Raw genomic sequence first — 18,239 nt, 5'->3', positions numbered from 1 at the left:
CACAGCAGCGACAGGCCAATAAACAGTGTCTTGGGCTTAAGCAGAGTGGTCATGGAGCCGATTTAGCCTGGGACGGATAAAAACCAGCGGACAGTTTCACCAGGTTTTCTGGCAATCGCGGCCCCAGGCCACCCACCAGCAAGGTCGGATCCAGTTCAAACACTCGCCCACGCTTGGCTGCCGGTGTCGACGCGAGAATCGGGTTTTCCTTGAACAAGGCAGCGCGCGCCGCATCACCGGTCAGCGCGCGATCGGCAAACACCAGCACATCAGGACTCAACCCCGCCAAAGACTCGACTGAAAAGGGCTTATAGCCCGAGTGCGTGGCCAGGTTACGTCCGCCCGCCTGCTGCAATATCCAATCGGCGGCCGTGTCCTTGCCCGCGATCAGCGGCTTGCCACCGGCATGGCCCAGCAACAACAGCACGCCCGGAGCCTTTTGCGCCGCCTGGGCCTTGGTCACCCAGCTTTTTTGCTGCTCCAGCGCCTGCCCGTATTTGGCAAACAGTGCGTCTGCCCGGGTCTCACTGCCCAGCAGTTTTCCCAAGTGTTCAAGGTTGCCCTTCAATGTCGGCAAATCCGGCTGGGCCGAAAACATCTCGACCTGCACGCCGGCATTGCGAATCTGCGCCAGTACCGGCGGCGGCCCCATTTCCTCAGTGCCCACAAGGATTTGCGGGCGCAGGCTGAGAATGCCTTCAGCCGACAGCTGCCGCTGGTAGCCAATGCTCGGCAACGCCTTGAGCGACTGCGGATGCTGGCTGGTGGTGTCGACCCCGACCAATTTCGATTCGCCGCCTAAAGCCGTCACCCATTCCGATAGCGCCCCTCCAGCACTGACCCAGCGTTGTGGCAGTTCAGAGGCGTGTGCCCCGTGGTTGACCAGTAATGAGGCAACAAGCGCAATAGCGCTGGTACTCAGGCGCATAACAGGGTTTCCTTCCTAGAGCAGGGCCATTCAGGCACTCATCAATGTGACAGAACATTGCTGCCGGACATCGTATTAAGCACCCAGTCAGCTGACGGGCGAAGCGGCCATTTGATAATTGTTTGCATTTGAACGTCAAGGCACTTAAGGATTGAAATGAAGTTTCTCTGCCCCTCAAGCGACCTCGCACCCAACAGCAGCCGCGGTTTTGATATCGATGGCCATAAACTGCTGGCCGTGCGCCGAGACGGCATTGCCTACTTTTATCGCAACCGCTGCCCCCATCGCGGCGTCCCGCTGGAATGGCAGCCCGACCGCTTCCTCGACGCCAGCGCCAGCCTGATCCAATGCGCCACCCATGGCGCCCTATTCCTGATCGAGAGCGGCGAGTGCATCGCCGGCCCGTGCGCAGGCCAGAGTCTCACCGCCCTGCCCGGCCATGAGGATGAACAAGGCTTGTGGGTAGAACTCTAGTCGCCCAACAACACCTTCAGTCGACGCTCGACATACATCTCTTGCGGTGTGACCCGTACGCCGTAAGCCAGCACCTCCACACCCGCGGCCTTGGCCTCGCGTAACGCCGCAGCGTAACCGGCGTCAATTTCCACCGCTGGGCGAACCGCATCGATGCCCGACAAATTCACGCAATACAACTGCACCGCCCGCACACCTTCACGCGCCAGGTGAGCCAGTTCGCGCAAGTGCTTGGCGCCGCGCTGCGTCACTGCATCAGGAAAAGCCGCCACCGAGGTTGCGTCAAAACCCAGGGTGACGCTTTTGACCTCCACGAAGGCGGCGCCCTGTGGGTAATCCAGGCGAAAGTCAATGCGGCTCTTCTCCTGGCCGTACGGCACTTCACGCTTGAGCGCCGTAAAGCCATTGAGTTCAGTGATCACGCCAGCCAGCAGCGCCTCTTCAACCAACTGATTGGCCCGCGCGGTGTTGACGCACGCCAGCCGGCCCTGAGGCGTTTCGGCAATTTCCCAGGTGCCTGGCAACTTGCGCTTGGGGTCCGAGGAACGGCTGAACCAGACCTGGCCACCTTCGACCATGCAATTGAGCATCGAGCCGGTGTTCGGGCAATGGATGGTGAGCAACTCGCCGGTAACGGTTTCGATATCGGTGAGAAAACGCTTGTAGCGGCGGATCAGCCGCCCTTCTTCAAGAGGAGGATGAAAGCGCATCAGCCTTGCCAGCTCCGCAGGCCACGAGCGATGCGCTCCACCGCTTCTTGCAGTCGGTCAATATTTTGCGTGTAGGCAAAACGCACATGGTGGCCCGCTTGATAACGACCGAAATCCAGCCCGGGTGTAAAAGCCACGTGCTCGGTCTCCAGAAAGTGACGGCAGAACGCGAAGGCATCGCCGCCGAACGCGCTGATATCGGCATACAAATAAAACGCCCCTTCCGGCTCCACGGCGATACCGAATCCAAGCTCGCGCAGCGCCGGCAGCAGAAAGTCACGACGCCGGCCGAATTCGGCGCGGCGCTCTTCAAGAATGCTCAGGGTCTGCGGGGTAAAACAGGCCAAGGCAGCGTACTGGGCCATGCTCGGCGCACTGATGTAGAGGTTCTGCGCCAGTTTTTCCAATTCGCTGATCGCAGCAGGAGGCGCTATCAGCCAACCGAGGCGCCATCCGGTCATGCCGAAATACTTCGAAAAACTATTCAAGACGAAGGCGTCATCGTCGACTTCCAGCACGCTGGCGGCATCGGTGCCGTAGGTGAGGCCGTGGTAGATTTCGTCCACTACCAAGTGGCCGTTACGCGCTTTGACTGCACTCGACAAGCCTGCCAGTTCGCCCCTCGTGAGGACTGTGCCGGTAGGGTTGGCCGGTGACGCAACCAGCGCGCCCACGCTGTCCTGGTCCCAATGCCTGGCGACCAGATCGGCGGTCAACTGATAGCGGACCTCAGGCCCCACCGGCACCAATTGCGCCGCGCCCTCTACCAGCCGCAGAAAGTGTCGATTGCAGGGGTAGCCTGGATCAGCCAGCAGCCAGTGCTTGCCAGGGTCGACCAGCAAGCTGCTGGCCAACAGCAACGCGCCGGAGCCACCGGGCGTAATCAAGATACGCTCGGGATCGACACTCAAGCCGTAGCGCTGCTGGTAAAACCCGCTGATGGCCTCGCGCAACTCGGGCACCCCACGGGCCGCCGTGTAGCGCGTCTTGCCGTTGGCCAGCGCAGCCTGGCCGGCCTGGATGATCGGCTCGGCGGTGGTGAAGTCCGGTTCGCCGATTTCCAGATGGATCACGTCGTGGCCGGCAGCCTGCAGCTCATTGGCGCGTGCCAGCAACGCCATGACATGAAAAGGTTCGATGGCGCGACTGCGCGCACTGTAGGGCTGAGCCATTAGCCTTCCTTAACGGTGAGGACAAAATCAGGATTCTACCGAACCCTCGCGGTAAAACATGCTCTATTGCCTGATTGGGGCTGCAAGTGCACCCTGCGCACGCTCGTAAAACAGCTAAAATCAACATTCGAGGCGATACATACCCAGTCATGGCGGGCTGCTGCAGTTTGCAACCCCTTTGCCCTGGAGCTCGACAACCGGGAGTAGCGCACCCTGAATCTATCTGGTAAGTTCGCCCGCTTGCAGCCGCAGGGCCGGCAGGTGTCGGTGACGTTGCAATCCTGCGCAATGGATTAGAAGAGTGAGAGGCGGTCTATTCATGTCCACCCAAGCAAAGCAACAGAGCATCAGCGGTTTCCAGCCCTACGTTGAATCCAAGGGCGAGGAATACATGGGCAAGCCCATGCGCGAGCACTTCTCCAAAATCCTGAAGCAGTGGAAGCAGGACTTGATGCAGGAAGTCGACCGCACGGTTGACCATATGAAGGACGAAGCAGCCAACTTCCCGGACCCGGCAGACCGTGCCAGCCAGGAAGAGGAATTCGCCCTTGAACTGCGCGCTCGTGATCGCGAACGCAAGTTGATCAAGAAGATCGACAAGACCCTGCAATTGATCGAAGACGAAGAGTATGGCTGGTGCGAATCCTGCGGCGTCGAGATCGGTATTCGCCGCCTCGAAGCCCGCCCGACTGCGGACCTGTGCGTAGACTGCAAGACCTTGGCTGAAATCAAGGAAAAACAGGTCGGCAAGTAACCCTGTCGAGCTGAACGAATGGGGCGTGCAAACGCCCCATTTTTGTTTCTGGCGTTTACCGGTTTTGCAGTAGTATCCGCCCATGACAGCCTCTACCTATATCGGGCGTTTCGCCCCCACGCCCAGCGGCCATTTGCACTTCGGCTCCCTGGTTGCCGCCCTCGCCTCCTACCTCGACGCACGCGCCCAACATGGCCGCTGGTTGATGCGCATGGAAGACCTTGACCCTCCCCGTGAAGAGCCCGGCGCCCAGGCAGCGATCCTGCATGCCCTGCAAAGCTACGGCTTTGAATGGGATGGCGAGCTGGTTCGGCAGAGCGAGCGGCATGACGCCTACGCCAAAGTGCTGAATGACCTGTTCAACCATGGCCTGGCCTATGCCTGCACATGCTCGCGCAAGCAACTGGAACCCTACAACGGGATTTACCCAGGCTTGTGCCGCAATGCCGGCCACGACCAGCAGGATGCTGCCATCCGTCTGCGTGTGCCTGAACTGGAATACCACTTTACCGACCGCGTGCAGGGCGAGTTCCGACAGCATCTGGGCCGCGACGCCGGCGACTTCATCATCCGGCGCCGCGACGGCCTCTACGCCTATCAGTTGGCCGTGGTCCTCGACGATGCCTGGCAAGGGGTTACCGATATCGTGCGCGGCGCCGACCTGCTGGACTCCACGCCGCGCCAGCTTTACTTGCAAGAGCTGCTCGGCCTGCGCCAGCCACGTTACCTGCATGTACCACTGATTGTGCAGCCGGACGGCAACAAACTGGGAAAATCCTACCGCTCTCCACCGTTGACCGCCGACCAGGCCACGCCCTTGCTGCTTCGCGCACTGCGCGCCCTCGGCCAGCCAGCCGGTAACGAACTGCTTTACGCAAGCCCACGGGAACTGCTGGATTGGGGCATTACGCACTGGGACGCGACGCAGATCCCCCGCACACTCACGCTGGCCGAAGCGCAATTGAGTTGAAGGCGCTTGCAGGTTGCCCGCCATCCGTTACCATCGCCGCAGATTTTTAATCAGAGGCCAATATGTACATCTATCGATTGGTCCTGTTGCTGGTCGTCGGGATCTACCTGTTCTCCCCCGCCATCATGGATTGGTGGATCGACGCCACGGGCGCCTGGTATCGCCCTTATCTGCTATGGCTGATCCTGATCGTCGTGACCTTCATCCTGCAGAGCCAAAAAGATGCCGATGAGCTTTAGCCTCACCCAGATGCTGCTGATCAGCGCCGCCTACCTGGCTGCGTTGTTCGGCGTGGCCTGGATCAGTGAGCGCGGAATGATTCCGCGGGCGATCATTCGCCATCCGCTGACCTACACCTTGTCCCTGGGCGTGTACGCCAGCGCCTGGGCGTTCTACGGTACGGTGGGCCTGGCCTATCAGTACGGCTACGGCTTTCTGTCCAGTTACCTGGGGGTGTCCGGTGCGTTCCTGCTGGCGCCGGTGTTGCTGTACCCGATCCTGAAAATCACTCGTACCTACCAGTTATCATCCCTGGCGGACCTGTTTGCCTTCCGCTTTCGCAGTACCTGGGCCGGTGCGTTGACCACGATTTTCATGCTGATCGGCGTACTGCCGTTGCTGGCCCTGCAGATTCAAGCAGTGGCAGACTCCATCAGCATCCTGACCCGCGAACCCGTGCAACACCGTGTTGCCCTGGCTTTCTGTGCACTGATCAGCCTGTTCACAATTTTCTTCGGCTCGCGCCATATTGCTACCCGCGAGAAACACGAAGGTTTGGTGTTCGCAATTGCCTTTGAGTCGGTCATCAAGCTGATCGCCATCGGCGGCGTCGGCCTGTATGCGCTCTACGGCGTGTTCGACGGCCCGCAACAGCTGGAGCTGTGGCTGCTGCAAAACCAGACTGCCCTCGCCGCGCTGCACACACCCTTGCAGGAAGGCCCATGGCGCACGCTGCTGTTGGTGTTCTTCGCCTCGGCGATCGTAATGCCGCACATGTACCACATGACCTTCACCGAAAACCTCAACCCACGCTCACTGGTGAGTGCGAGCTGGGGTTTGCCGCTGTTCCTGTTACTGATGAGCCTGGCGGTGCCGTTGATCCTGTGGGCCGGCCTGAAACTGGGGGCCACCACCAACCCTGAGTATTTCACCCTGGGCATCGGCATTGCCGCCAACAGCCCGGCGTTGGCACTGCTGGCGTATGTCGGCGGTTTGTCGGCGGCCAGTGGATTGATCATTGTCACCACGCTGGCGCTATCGGGCATGGCACTCAACCACTTGGTGCTGCCGCTGTACCAGCCGCCGGCTGAGGGCAATATCTACCGCTGGTTGAAATGGACCCGCCGCGCGCTGATCGTTGCGATCATTACCGCCGGCTACGGGTTCTACCTGCTGCTCGGCGCCGGGCAAGACCTGGCCAACCTTGGCATTGTCGCGTTTGTCGCCACCTTGCAGTTCCTGCCGGGGGTGTTGTCGGTGCTGTACTGGCCGACCGCCAACCGCCGTGGTTTTATCGCAGGGCTGCTGGCGGGGATCCTGGTGTGGATCGTCACCATGTTGCTACCACTGGTCGGCAACTTGCAGGGCTTCTACATCCCGTTGCTGAACATGATTTACGTGCTCGACGACACCAGTTGGCACATGGCGGCCATTGCCTCGCTGGCCGCCAACGTACTGATGTTTACCCTGATCTCATTGTTCACCAACGCCAGTGCCGAAGAAACCAGCGCCGCCGAAGCCTGCGCAGTGGACAACGTGCGTCGCCCGCAACGCCGCGAACTGCACGCAGCCTCGCCCCAGGAGTTTGCCACGCAACTGGCCAAGCCTCTGGGCGCCAAGGCGGCGCAAAAGGAGGTCGAGCAAGCGCTGCGTGACCTCTACCTGCCGTTCGACGAGCGTCGCCCCTATGCCCTGCGCCGTCTGCGTGACCGTATCGAGGCCAACCTCTCCGGCCTGATGGGCCCCAGCGTGTCCCAGGACATGGTCGAAACCTTCCTGCCCTACAAGGCGGGCGGCGAAAACTACGTGACCGAAGACATCCATTTCATCGAAAGCCGGCTGGAGGATTACCACTCACGCCTCACCGGCCTGGCCGCCGAACTCGATGCCTTGCGCCGTTACCACCGCCAGACCTTGCAGGAACTGCCGATGGGTGTCTGTTCCCTGGCCAAGGACCAGGAAATCCTGATGTGGAACAAGGCCATGGAAGAACTCACCGGCATCGCCGCCCAGCGGGTAGTGGGCTCGCGCCTCAATACCCTGGCCGATCCGTGGAAAGAACTGCTTCAGGGGTTTATCAACCTGCCCGACGAGCACTTGCACAAGCAGCACCTGGCCCTCGACGGCCAGACCCGCTGGCTCAACCTGCACAAAGCCGCCATTGATGAGCCCCTGGCCCCCGGTAACAGCGGCCTGGTTTTGCTGGTGGAAGACCTCACCGACACGCAGATGCTCGAAGACAAGCTTGTGCATTCCGAGCGCCTGGCCAGTATTGGTCGTCTCGCAGCCGGCGTGGCCCACGAAATCGGCAACCCGATCACCGGTATCGCCTGCCTGGCGCAGAACCTGCGCGAAGAGCGCGAGGAAGACGGTGAAATCACTGAAATCAGCGGGCAGATCCTTGAACAGACCAAGCGCGTTTCGCGCATCGTGCAGTCGCTGATGAGCTTCGCCCACTCCGGCGCGCATCAAAACCAGGACGAAGCGGTGTGCCTGGCCGAGGTCGCGCAGGACGCCATTGGGCTTCTGGCCTTGAATCGGCGCAATTTCGAAGTACAGTTCTTTAATCTGTGTGATCCGGAACATTGGGTCGATGGCGACTCGCAACGCCTGGCCCAAGTGCTGATCAACCTGCTGTCCAACGCACGCGATGCATCGCCGGCCGGCAGCGCAGTGCGCGTCAAGAGCGAGGCTTTCGAGCACACGGTCGACCTGATCGTGGAGGACGAAGGCAGCGGCATCCCACAGAACATCATGGACCGATTGTTCGAACCCTTCTTCACCACCAAGGACCCCGGTGAAGGTACCGGTCTGGGCCTTGCACTGGTCTATTCCATCGTTGAAGAGCATTATGGACAAATCACCATCGACAGCCCGGCTGACACCGAAAGCCAACGCGGCACCCGTATCCGGGTGACCTTGCCGCGTCATGTCGAAGCGACGTCCGCTGTGAACTGAGACCGTCGAGAGAATTGAATCAATGCCGCACATTTTGATCGTCGAAGACGAAACCATTATCCGCTCTGCCTTGCGTCGCCTGCTTGAACGAAATCAGTACCAGGTCAGCGAAGCCGGCTCGGTGCAGGAAGCCCAGGAGCGGTTCAGCATCCCCACGTTCGACCTGATTGTCAGCGACCTGCGCCTGCCTGGAGCTCCGGGCACCGAGCTGATCAAGCTGGGCCAAGGCACCCCGGTGCTGATCATGACCAGCTACGCCAGCCTGCGCTCGGCGGTCGACTCGATGAAGATGGGCGCGGTGGACTATATCGCCAAGCCTTTCGATCACGATGAGATGCTCCAAGCCGTGGCCCGCATCCTGCGTGACCGTCAGTCGGCCAGCAGCGCGCCTGCCGAACAGCGTCCAGTCGGCAAAGCGACCAACGGCGCCGACAAGCCCGGTGTGGACAACAGCAATGGCGAGATCGGCATCATCGGCTCCTGCCCGCCGATGCAGGATCTGTACAGCAAGATCCGCAAAGTGGCGCCGACCGATTCCAATGTATTGATCCAGGGCGAGTCGGGCACTGGCAAGGAGCTGGTTGCCCGCGCCCTGCACAACCTGTCCAAGCGCGCCAAGGCACCGATGATCTCGGTGAACTGCGCGGCAATCCCCGAATCGCTGATCGAGTCCGAACTGTTCGGTCACGAGAAAGGCGCGTTCACCGGCGCCAGCGCCGGGCGTGCTGGCCTGGTTGAAGCGGCGGACGGCGGCACCTTGTTCCTCGATGAAATCGGCGAGCTGCCACTGGAAGCCCAGGCGCGCTTGTTGCGGGTGTTGCAGGAAGGCGAGATTCGCCGCGTCGGTTCGGTGCAATCGCAAAAGGTTGATGTGCGGCTTATTGCAGCGACGCACCGTGACCTCAAGAGCCTGGCCAAGATCGGCCAGTTCCGTGAAGACTTGTATTACCGCCTGCACGTGATCGCCCTCAAATTGCCGGCCCTGCGCGAGCGCGGCGCCGACGTCAACGAGATCGCCAGTGCGTTCCTGTTACGCCAGAGCGCACGCATCAACCGTACCGACCTGAAGTTTGCCGCGGACGCCGAGCAGGCAATCCGGCATTACTCGTGGCCGGGTAACGTGCGGGAATTGGAGAACGCCGTGGAGCGCGCGGTGATCCTGTCGGAAAGCCCGGAGATTTCCGCCGAGCTTTTGGGCATCGATATCGAGCTCAGTGACCTGGAAGACGATGACTTCATCGGCCTGGCCCCACAACAGGGCGGCGGTAGCAATACCAGTCATGAGCCGACGGAGGATTTGTCACTGGAAGACTACTTCCAGCATTTCGTCCTGGAACATCAGGACCATATGACCGAGACCGAATTGGCCCGCAAACTGGGTGTGAGTCGCAAGTGCCTGTGGGAGCGGCGCCAGCGCCTGGGCATTCCGCGGCGCAAGACCGGGGTTGCCAGCGAGAGCTGAGGGTGCGCCCCCATGGGTAACACCTGTTAATGTGAAAAAACTGTTACCGCTGACTTTTCACGTAACAAAAGCCGGGGCTTACGGTAACGAAGCCCCGGCTTTTTTTTGCCCTCGAAAACTGCAAAACCACCTCAACCCCCTGATTTTGCTGGCCGGCACAAAAGTTGGCACGCACCCTGCTATATGCTTAGTACAAAAACAATAACAAGCTATGTACAAGACAATAAAAATAAGACGAATCGACTCACGCATAACAAAAACAACACGGCGGAGGCGCAGCTAACTGATTCTTTTGGAGAGGCGTTGCATTTGGGGCTTGCCCCGCAACCAGGCCGAGAACAACAAAAACTGCCCTAAGGCAGAGCCTGAACTGGTTGGATCGTAGATCAGCAACACAGCGACCAAAGCAATCCGTTTGCTCTTGACTCTCGATTGGGAGTGTCATGAAGGTGAAGCTTCATGGCGAGGGCGATCAACAAAAACAAGAAGCCCGAAATCAATAATAAAAATAGAGCACGCAACTACTTCTGGGGGAGCTTCGGCTCCCCTTGTAGTTTCCGGGATTTGACTCCAAAACGCTTAAGGCGCAATGCCTGTAGCTTGTTCCTACACCATCCCCTGACTAAATGCTAGAATCCCCGCCCATCATGCGGTCATTCTTCGTTATGGCCGAACATTCCTTCAAACAGTGCATCCCATGCTGAAGAAGTTGTTCCAGTCATTCCGTTCTCCCTTGCGTCGTACGCAACACAAACGCAGCACGCCTGAAGTGCTCAACAGCAGCCAGCATTCGTTGCAGCGCGCTCAATTCAGCCGTTATGCAGTGAACATCGTCGAACGTTTGCAGAACGCCGGCTACCAGGCTTACCTGGTGGGTGGTTGCGTACGCGACATGCTGCTCAATATCACGCCCAAGGATTTCGACGTCGCCACCAGCGCCACGCCTGAACAAGTGCGCGCCGAGTTTCGTAACGCACGAATCATCGGCCGGCGCTTCAAGCTGGTGCATATCCATTTTGGTCGCGAAATCATCGAGGTCGCGACCTTCCGCGCCGGCCACCCGCAAAACGATGAAGAGGAAGACACCAATCAGTCTTCCCGCAACGAGAGCGGGCGCATCCTGCGTGATAACGTCTACGGCACCCTGGAGGAGGACGCGCAACGTCGCGACTTCACCATCAATGCCCTTTATTACGATCCGGTCAGCGAGCGCATCCTCGATTACGCCAATGGCGTACACGACATTCGCAATAACCTGATCCGCCTGATCGGTGACCCGACCCAGCGCTATCAGGAAGATCCGGTGCGTATGCTGCGCGCCGTGCGGTTCGCGGCCAAACTCAACTTCGGTATCGAGAAGCACACTGCCGCGCCGATTCGCGAGCTGGCGCCCATGCTGCGGGAAATCCCCTCGGCACGCCTGTTCGAAGAGGTGCTCAAGTTGTTCCTCTCGGGGTATGCCGCCGACACCTTCGAAATGCTCGTCGACCTGCAGTTGTTCGACCCGCTGTTCCCGGCCAGTGCCGAGGCGCTGGAATATAACCCCACGTACACCCACACGCTGATCAGCGAAGCGTTGGTCAACACCGACCTGCGCATCAAGCAGAACAAACCGGTAACCCCGGCATTCCTGTTTGCCGCCCTGCTGTGGCCAGCGCTGCCCAAGCGCGTACTGCGCCTGCAGGACCGTGGCATGCCGCCGATCCCGGCCATGCAGGAAGCCGCTCACGAACTGATCGCCGAGCAGTGCCAACGCATCGCCATCCCGAAACGCTTCACCATGCCGATCCGCGAAATCTGGGACATGCAGGAACGTTTGCCGCGTCGCAGCGGTAAGCGTGCTGACCTGCTGCTGGACAACCCACGCTTCCGTGCCGGCTACGACTTCCTGCTGCTGCGCGAAAGCGCCGGTGAGCAGACCGATGGCCTGGGCGAATGGTGGACTGACTATCAGGACGCCAATGACAGCCAGCGTCGCGAAATGATTCGTGAGCTTGGCAGCAAAGGCGATGGTGCCGGTGAAGGGCCGAAAAAGCGTCGCCGCAGCGGCAGCAAGCGTAAACGCAGCAGTGCCGATGCCTCGGGCGCCGCGGGCGAATAAACGTGGAACGTATCTACATCGGCATGGGCAGCAACCTGGCTGCCCCGCAACAGCAATTGCGCAGCGCGATCGAGGCGCTGGCGCAACTGCCTGGCACCCACCTCGCTGGTGTGTCCGCCTTCTATCAAAGTGACTCCCTGCTCCCGGGCCAACCGCGCTACACCAACGCGGTTGCGGCACTGGACAGCAGCCTGGCGCCGCTGGACCTGCTCGACGCACTGCAAGCCATCGAGAATGACCAGGGCCGCGAACGTCTTGAGCGCTGGGGCCCACGCACACTGGATCTGGATATCTTGCTGTTCGGTGATCGCCTGATCGACGAACCGCGCCTCAAGGTGCCGCACTACCAGATGCATCTGCGCGCCTTTGTGCTGTATCCGCTGGCTGAATTGGCGTCAACCGACCTGCAACTGCCTGACGGCCAACGCTTGAGCACCCTGCTCACAGCCTGCCCATTCGTCGGCCTGGAACGCTTACCGCAAGAATGACTCGGTCAATGTGGGAGCTGGCTTGCCTGCGATACAAGCGACTCGGTGTATCAGCCACACCGCGTGGATGCCATCGCAGGCAAGCCAGCTCCCACATCTGATCTGCGCTGCCGTAAACCGCGCACAAGTTGCGCAATGGCATCAGTAACAGCGGTAACACCGCCATCGTAACAATGCGGTAACACATCCAATTGACTTCCCGTGTCCTCCTCACGACTATAGGCGTCCCGCTGCCGCCAACCCGGCGCTACAGGGCGCAATCCAGGCCTTATAAGCACTGCTTTCAAGACAGTGCGCCTGTATAAACGAAGACTCACGCGCGTTACTCGCTGTTTCCAAGCGCCTGAACGAGGACCCTTTTCATGCCAGACATTACCCTGACCACCTTGCAGAGCCTCAAGCTCAAGGGTGAAAAAATCACCATGCTGACCTGCTATGACGCCACCTTCGCCAACGCCTGTTGCCAGGCCGGGGTTGAAGTGTTGTTAGTGGGCGACTCCCTGGGCATGGTTCTTCAAGGGAATGACAGCACGCTGCCCGTGACCACGGATGAACTGGCCTACCACACCGCCAGCGTCAAGCGTGGCAACGACGGTGCGCTGATCATCGCCGACCTGCCGTTCATGGGTTATGCCACGCTTGAGCAAACCTTCCAGAACGCCGGCAAGCTGATGCAGGCCGGCGCCCACATGGTCAAAGTCGAAGGCGCCGTGTGGCTGGCCGAGTCGATCCGGCTGCTGGCTGAACGCGGTGTACCGGTATGTGCACACATGGGCCTGACCCCGCAGTCGGTGAACATCCTCGGCGGCTACAAGGTACAGGGTCGCAATGAAGCCCAGGCGCGCCAGATGCGCGCCGATGCCATCGCCCTGGAACAAGCCGGTGCCGCGATGATTGTGCTGGAGTGCGTCCCCAGCGAACTGGCCGCAGAAATCACCCAGGCCGTCAAAGTGCCGGTAATCGGCATTGGCGCCGGCTCCGCCACCGATGGTCAGGTGCTGGTCCTGCACGACATGCTCGGCCTGTCGATTAGCGGTCACGTACCCAAGTTCGTGAAGAACTTCATGGCCGGCCAGGACAGCATTCACGCAGCCCTGAGCGCTTACGTCAGCGAAGTCAAGAATGTGACTTTCCCAGGCGTTGAACACGGATTCTCGGCATGAACACCGTTAAAACCGTCCGCGAACTGCGGGCTGCCGTGACCCACGCCCGCAGCGCCGGCAAACGCATCGGCTTTGTGCCTACCATGGGCAACCTGCATAGCGGCCATGCCACCCTGGTGACCAAGGCCGCGCAGCAGGCAGATTTCGTGGTGGCGAGCATTTTCGTCAACCCACTGCAATTCGGTGCCGGCGAAGATCTGGATAAATACCCGCGCACATTGGCCGCCGACCAGGAAAAACTCCTGCAGGCGGGCTGCAACCTGCTGTTTGCGCCCACTGTCGAGGAAATGTACCCCGATGGCATGAACGGCCAGACCCGCGTCAGCGTGCCACAACTGTCCGAAGGCTTGTGCGGCGCCAGCCGCCCAGGGCATTTCGAAGGCGTGGCCACGGTGGTCAGCAAGTTGTTCAACATGGTCCAGCCCGACATGGCCGTATTTGGCCAGAAGGACTACCAGCAGTTGGCGGTCATTCGCGCCATGGTCCGCGATCTGAACATGCCGATCCAGATCATCGGCGAACCCACCGTGCGTGCAGCGGACGGCCTCGCGCTGTCATCACGCAACGGTTACCTCACCGAGGAGCAACGTGCGGTCGCGCCGGTGCTGTACCGCGCCCTCAGCCAGATCGCCACGGCCATCCAAGACGGTGATCATGATTTCGCCAAGCTTCGCGCCGAGCAAATCCGGCAGATTGAAGCCGCAGGGCTACGCATGGACTACCTGGAAGTGCGCCAAGGCGTACATCTGCGCCCGGCCACGGCTGAAGATCGGGATGTGGTGATCCTGGTCGCCGCTTATCTGGGCGCCACACGCCTGATCGATAACCTGCACCTGAACCTCGCCTGACCCCACTTTACCCTCCACCTGTTGCCCCGACGGCTGTGCCGGTATAAAAAAGTACCGGCCACAGCGCAGACAAAGCCAAGACATATCCACACGCTAGGTTTAATGTAATCGCCCTGCGCTATGGTTAGCGCTGTCTGGAACCCAGTCGTTGAGACAAGAATGGATGTTCCGGGCTTTTAAGTGTCCTAAAGGCAGTCCCTGTAATAAAAGGAAACCCGCAGCGATGGCGTACTACCGCACCCCTCATGACGTTACCGCTCTGCCCGCCTGGCAAGCGCTTGTTCAACATCGCCAAGCCATGCAGGATTTCAGCATGCGCGAAGCGTTCAATGCCGACCCTCAGCGCTTTTCCCAATTTACCTTGAGCAGCTGCGGACTTTTCCTCGATTATTCGAAAAACCTGATCACCAGCGAAACCCGCGACCTGCTGGTGGACCTGGCCAAGGAAGTGAACCTTAAAGGCGCGATTGATGCGCTGTACGCGGGCGAGCCCGTCAACTCTTCCGAAGGCCGCCCGGCGCTGCATACCGCCCTGCGCCGCCCGGTGGGTGACAAGCTGTCGGTCAACGGCGTGAACATCATGCCGGACGTGCACAAGGTGCTGAACCAGATTACTGACCTGGTCGGCCGCATCCACGACGGCCTGTGGCGTGGCTACACCGAAAAGCCGATCACCGACGTGGTGAACATCGGCATCGGTGGTTCGTTCCTCGGTCCGGAACTGGTCTCCGAAGCGCTGTTGTCCTACGCCCACAAAGGCGTGCGTTGCCACTACCTGGCGAATATCGACGGCAGCGAGTTCCACGAGCTGACCATGAAGCTGCGCGCCGAGACCACGCTGTTCATTGTGTCGTCCAAATCCTTCAACACCCTTGAAACCCTGAAGAACGCCCAGGCCGCCCGCGCCTGGTACCTGGCCCAGGGTGGTTCGGAAGCTGAGCTGTATCGCCACTTCATCGCCGTTTCGAGCAACAACGCGGCGGCCGTAGCCTTTGGTATTCGTGAAGAGAACATCTTCCCGATGTGGGATTGGGTAGGTGGGCGTTACTCGCTGTGGTCGGCGATTGGCTTGCCAATCGCCCTGGCCATCGGCATGTCCAACTTCAAGGAACTGCTGTCGGGTGCCTACACCATGGACCAGCACTTCCTGAACGCGCCGTTCGAAGCCAACATGCCTGTGCTGCTGGGTTTGCTGGGCGTGTGGTACGGCAACTTCTGGGGCGCGCAGAGCCATGCGATCCTGCCGTACGACCATTACCTGCGTAACATCACCAAGCATTTGCAACAGCTGGACATGGAATCCAACGGCAAGAGCGTCCGCCAGGACGGCACGCCAGTGTCCACCGATACAGGCCCGGTGATCTGGGGCGGCGTAGGCTGCAACGGGCAGCACGCTTACCACCAGCTGCTGCACCAAGGGACGCAACTGATCCCGGCCGACTTCATCGTGCCGATCGTCAGCTTCAACCCGGTCTCCGATCACCACCAGTGGTTATACGCCAACTGCCTGTCCCAGAGCCAGGCACTGATGCTCGGCAAGACCCGCGGCGAAGCCGAAGCCGAGCTGCGTGAAAAGGGCCTGCCGGAAGCGGAAGTGCAGAAGCTGGCACCGCACAAGGTGATCCCGGGCAACCGTCCGAGCAACACCCTCGTGGTCGAACGCATCAGCCCTCGTCGCCTCGGCGCGCTGGTGGCGATGTATGAGCACAAGGTGTTCGTGCAGAGCGTGGTCTGGGGCATCAACGCTTTTGACCAATGGGGCGTTGAACTGGGCAAGGAACTGGGCAAAGGCGTTTACAACCGCCTGACGGGCGCCGAAGAAACCTCAGCCGAGGACGCTTCGACCCAGGGCCTGATCAACTACTTCCGCGGTCGTCACCGCGGCTGATGCTGATCACTCAAGGCCAACGTCTGTTTGGACGTTGGCCTTGAACCCTCCCACCACAGGGTGCATCTTTATCACTTGTCGCAAAAACAAGAATAAGGATCGCTCATGTTCGATATCAGCACGTTTCCCACCGCCGATGCCGTCCGCCGGGCTGCGCAACTCAGTCAAGAAGACTATCAGCGCCTCTATCGCCAATCCATCGAGCAGCCAGAGACCTTCTGGGCCGAACAGGCCAAGGGCTTTCTGGACTGGATAACACCGTGGCACACCGTCCAGCAGTCAGACATCAATACCGGTGCCGCCCAATGGTTTGCCGGCGGCCAACTGAACGTCAGCTACAACTGCATTGACCGTCACCTGGCGCAACGCGCCGATCAGCCGGCCTTCATCTGGGAGGGCGACGATCCGTCAAAATCCTCCACGATCACTTACCGCCAACTGCATCAAAACGTCAGCCGCCTGGCCAATGTGCTGAAAAACCGTGGCGTGAAAAAAGGCGACCGCGTGTGCATCTACATGCCGATGATCCCGGAAGCGGCCTACGCCATGCTGGCCTGCACGCGAATTGGCGCGGTGCACTCGGTGGTGTTTGGCGGGTTTTCGCCTGACGCCCTGCGTGACCGTATTCTCGATGCCGACTGCCGCACCGTGATAACCGCCGACGAAGGCGTGCGCGGCGGCAAGCCCGTGGCGCTGAAACAGAATGTCGATAAAGCCCTGGCCAGTTGCCCGAACGTCAGCACGGTGCTGGTGGTCGAGCGCACCGGAGCCAGCGTGAACTGGAACGAGGGCCGCGACCTCAAGTATCAAGCGGCCCTGGACGCCGCCAGCGACAACTGCCCACCCGAGCCGATGGACGCCGAGGATCCGCTGTTCATCCTCTACACCTCCGGCAGCACCGGCAAACCCAAGGGCGTGCTGCACACCACTGGCGGCTACCTGCTGCAAGCGGCGATGACCTTCAAGTACGTACTCGACTACCAAGAGGGCGAAGTGTTCTGGTGCACCGCCGATGTGGGCTGGGTTACCGGGCATAGCTACATCGTCTACGGTCCGCTGGCCAATGGCGCCACTTCGCTGATGTTCGAGGGCGTGCCGAGTTATCCGGACAGCTCGCGCTTCTGGCAGGTGATCGATAAACATCAGGTGAATATTTTCTACACCGCGCCCACCGCTTTGCGCGCCCTGATGCGTGAAGGCCACGGCCCATTGGAGAGCACCTCCCGCGCCAGCCTGCGCCTGCTGGGCAGTGTCGGTGAGCCGATCAACCCGGAGGCCTGGGACTGGTATTTCAATGCGGTGGGCGAACAGCGCTGCCCCATCGTCGATACCTGGTGGCAAACCGAAACCGGCAGCATCATGCTCAGCCCGCTGGTCAGCGCCCAGCGCATCAAGCCGGGCTGCGCGACACAGCCGATGTTCGGCGTACAACCGGTGCTGCTCGATGAGCAGGGCAAGGAAATCAGCGGCGCCGGCAGCGGCGTCCTCGCTATCAAATCAAGCTGGCCGGGGCAGATTCGCAGCGTCTACGGCGACCCGCAGCGTATGATCGACACTTACTTCAAGCCCTATCCCGGCTACTACTTCACCGGCGACGGCGCGCGCCGCGATGAAGACGGCGACTACTGGATCACCGGCCGCATCGATGATGTGATCAACGTGTCCGGCCATCGCATCGGCACCGCCGAGGTCGAAAGCGCCCTAGTGCTGCATGACCAGGTCGCTGAAGCCGCTGTGGTCGGCTATCCCCATGACGTCAAGGGCCAGGGCATCTATGCCTTTGTAACGCCAATGAACGGCGTAGAACCCAGCGATGCGCTGAAAAAACACCTGCTGGACCTGGTCAGCAAGGAAATTGGCAGCTTTGCCAAACCGGAACTGATCCAGTGGGCGCCTGCCTTGCCGAAAACCCGCTCCGGAAAGATCATGCGGCGCATCTTGCGCAAGATCGCCTGCAACGAACTGGACAGCCTGGGCGATACCTCAACCCTGGCTGACCCAAGCGTCGTAGACGGGTTGATCGACAAACGCCTGAACCGATAGCGCTCAGGATAATCCCCGGCCTGTGCAGGCCGGGGTTAACTGTTAAACTCCGCGCCCCGAT

15 protein-coding genes are annotated in these 18,239 nt (G+C 60.3%); 12 read left to right on the top strand and 3 right to left on the bottom strand.

All coding sequences use genetic code 11. The annotated features are described in order from the left end of the window. Positions 1 to 49 precede the first annotated feature (49 nt). On the bottom strand, positions 50 to 928 hold the full coding sequence (locus E4O98_RS00305; RefSeq protein WP_103734794.1) for an ABC transporter substrate-binding protein: 879 nt from the start codon (positions 926 to 928) through the stop codon (positions 50 to 52). A 156-nt stretch (positions 929 to 1,084) separates the two neighbouring features. Here E4O98_RS00305 and E4O98_RS00300 point away from each other — a divergent pair, with 156 nt between their 5' ends. Next, positions 1,085 to 1,402 carry a Rieske (2Fe-2S) protein gene (locus E4O98_RS00300; RefSeq protein WP_223018245.1) on the top strand — a complete coding sequence of 106 codons (318 nt, stop codon included), beginning with the start codon at positions 1,085 to 1,087 and terminating at the stop codon, positions 1,400 to 1,402. Here the strand turns inward: E4O98_RS00300 and sfsA are convergent. Beyond that, complete coding sequence (gene sfsA, locus E4O98_RS00295; RefSeq protein WP_032879460.1) at positions 1,399 to 2,112, bottom strand: DNA/RNA nuclease SfsA; 714 nt, start codon at positions 2,110 to 2,112, stop codon at positions 1,399 to 1,401. The genes E4O98_RS00300 and sfsA overlap by 4 nt on opposite strands. After that, entirely contained in the window at positions 2,112 to 3,284 is a 1,173-nt protein-coding gene (locus tag E4O98_RS00290; protein WP_248133894.1) for a pyridoxal phosphate-dependent aminotransferase, read from the bottom strand. Before E4O98_RS00290 ends, sfsA begins: the two co-directional genes overlap by 1 nt. A gap of 319 nt (positions 3,285 to 3,603) precedes the next feature. Between E4O98_RS00290 and dksA the strand changes: the two genes are divergently transcribed. The 11 genes from dksA (at position 3,604) to acs (ending at position 18,178) form a co-directional block, all read left to right on the top strand. Then, a complete protein-coding gene (gene dksA / locus E4O98_RS00285; protein WP_005791430.1) occupies positions 3,604 to 4,038 on the top strand; it encodes an RNA polymerase-binding protein DksA in 435 nt (144 codons plus the stop codon). Positions 4,039 to 4,120: 82 nt separating this feature from the next. Then, on the top strand, positions 4,121 to 5,008 hold the full coding sequence (gluQRS, locus tag E4O98_RS00280; protein WP_032879458.1) for a tRNA glutamyl-Q(34) synthetase GluQRS: 888 nt from the start codon (positions 4,121 to 4,123) through the stop codon (positions 5,006 to 5,008). Between the two features lie 62 nt (positions 5,009 to 5,070). Further along, the gene (locus E4O98_RS00275) at positions 5,071 to 5,247 is read left to right on the top strand and encodes a hypothetical protein (protein WP_003176118.1); all 177 of its coding nucleotides are present in this window, start codon (positions 5,071 to 5,073) and stop codon (positions 5,245 to 5,247) included. Then, the gene (locus tag E4O98_RS00270) at positions 5,231 to 8,185 is read left to right on the top strand and encodes a sensor histidine kinase (protein ID WP_005791453.1); all 2,955 of its coding nucleotides are present in this window, start codon (positions 5,231 to 5,233) and stop codon (positions 8,183 to 8,185) included. The genes E4O98_RS00275 and E4O98_RS00270 overlap by 17 nt, the downstream gene beginning before the upstream one ends. 22 nt (positions 8,186 to 8,207) lie before the next feature. Further along, entirely contained in the window at positions 8,208 to 9,647 is a 1,440-nt protein-coding gene (locus E4O98_RS00265) for a sigma-54 dependent transcriptional regulator (protein ID WP_032879456.1), read from the top strand. A 697-nt stretch (positions 9,648 to 10,344) separates the two neighbouring features. Then, positions 10,345 to 11,748 (top strand): polynucleotide adenylyltransferase PcnB, encoded by a 1,404-nt coding sequence (locus E4O98_RS00260; protein ID WP_032879455.1) that lies wholly within the window; start codon positions 10,345 to 10,347, stop codon positions 11,746 to 11,748. 2 nt (positions 11,749 to 11,750) lie between these two features. Continuing rightward, complete coding sequence (folK, locus tag E4O98_RS00255) at positions 11,751 to 12,236, top strand: 2-amino-4-hydroxy-6-hydroxymethyldihydropteridine diphosphokinase (protein WP_032879453.1); 486 nt, start codon at positions 11,751 to 11,753, stop codon at positions 12,234 to 12,236. Positions 12,237 to 12,598: 362 nt separating this feature from the next. After that, positions 12,599 to 13,399: a 3-methyl-2-oxobutanoate hydroxymethyltransferase gene (gene panB, locus E4O98_RS00250; protein WP_005791461.1), complete on the top strand. Its 801-nt coding sequence runs from the start codon at positions 12,599 to 12,601 to the stop codon at positions 13,397 to 13,399. After that, positions 13,396 to 14,247 carry a pantoate--beta-alanine ligase gene (panC, locus tag E4O98_RS00245; protein ID WP_032879451.1) on the top strand — a complete coding sequence of 284 codons (852 nt, stop codon included), beginning with the start codon at positions 13,396 to 13,398 and terminating at the stop codon, positions 14,245 to 14,247. Before panB ends, panC begins: the two co-directional genes overlap by 4 nt. Positions 14,248 to 14,470: 223 nt before the next feature. Next, positions 14,471 to 16,135, top strand: a complete 1,665-nt coding sequence (gene pgi / locus E4O98_RS00240) for a glucose-6-phosphate isomerase (protein WP_032879450.1) — start codon at positions 14,471 to 14,473, stop codon at positions 16,133 to 16,135. Positions 16,136 to 16,240: 105 nt separating this feature from the next. Continuing rightward, positions 16,241 to 18,178, top strand: a complete 1,938-nt coding sequence (gene acs, locus E4O98_RS00235) for an acetate--CoA ligase (RefSeq protein WP_228308970.1) — start codon at positions 16,241 to 16,243, stop codon at positions 18,176 to 18,178. The last annotated feature ends 61 nt before the right edge of the window (positions 18,179 to 18,239 follow it).

The organism is Pseudomonas sp. W2Jun17, from assembly GCF_023127795.1.
In the GTDB taxonomy this organism is placed as follows: Bacteria; Pseudomonadota; Gammaproteobacteria; order Pseudomonadales; family Pseudomonadaceae; genus Aquipseudomonas; species Aquipseudomonas synxantha_A.
The sequence above is the reverse complement of the archived record's forward strand: the minus strand, read 5'-3'. Positions and strand labels throughout refer to the sequence as shown.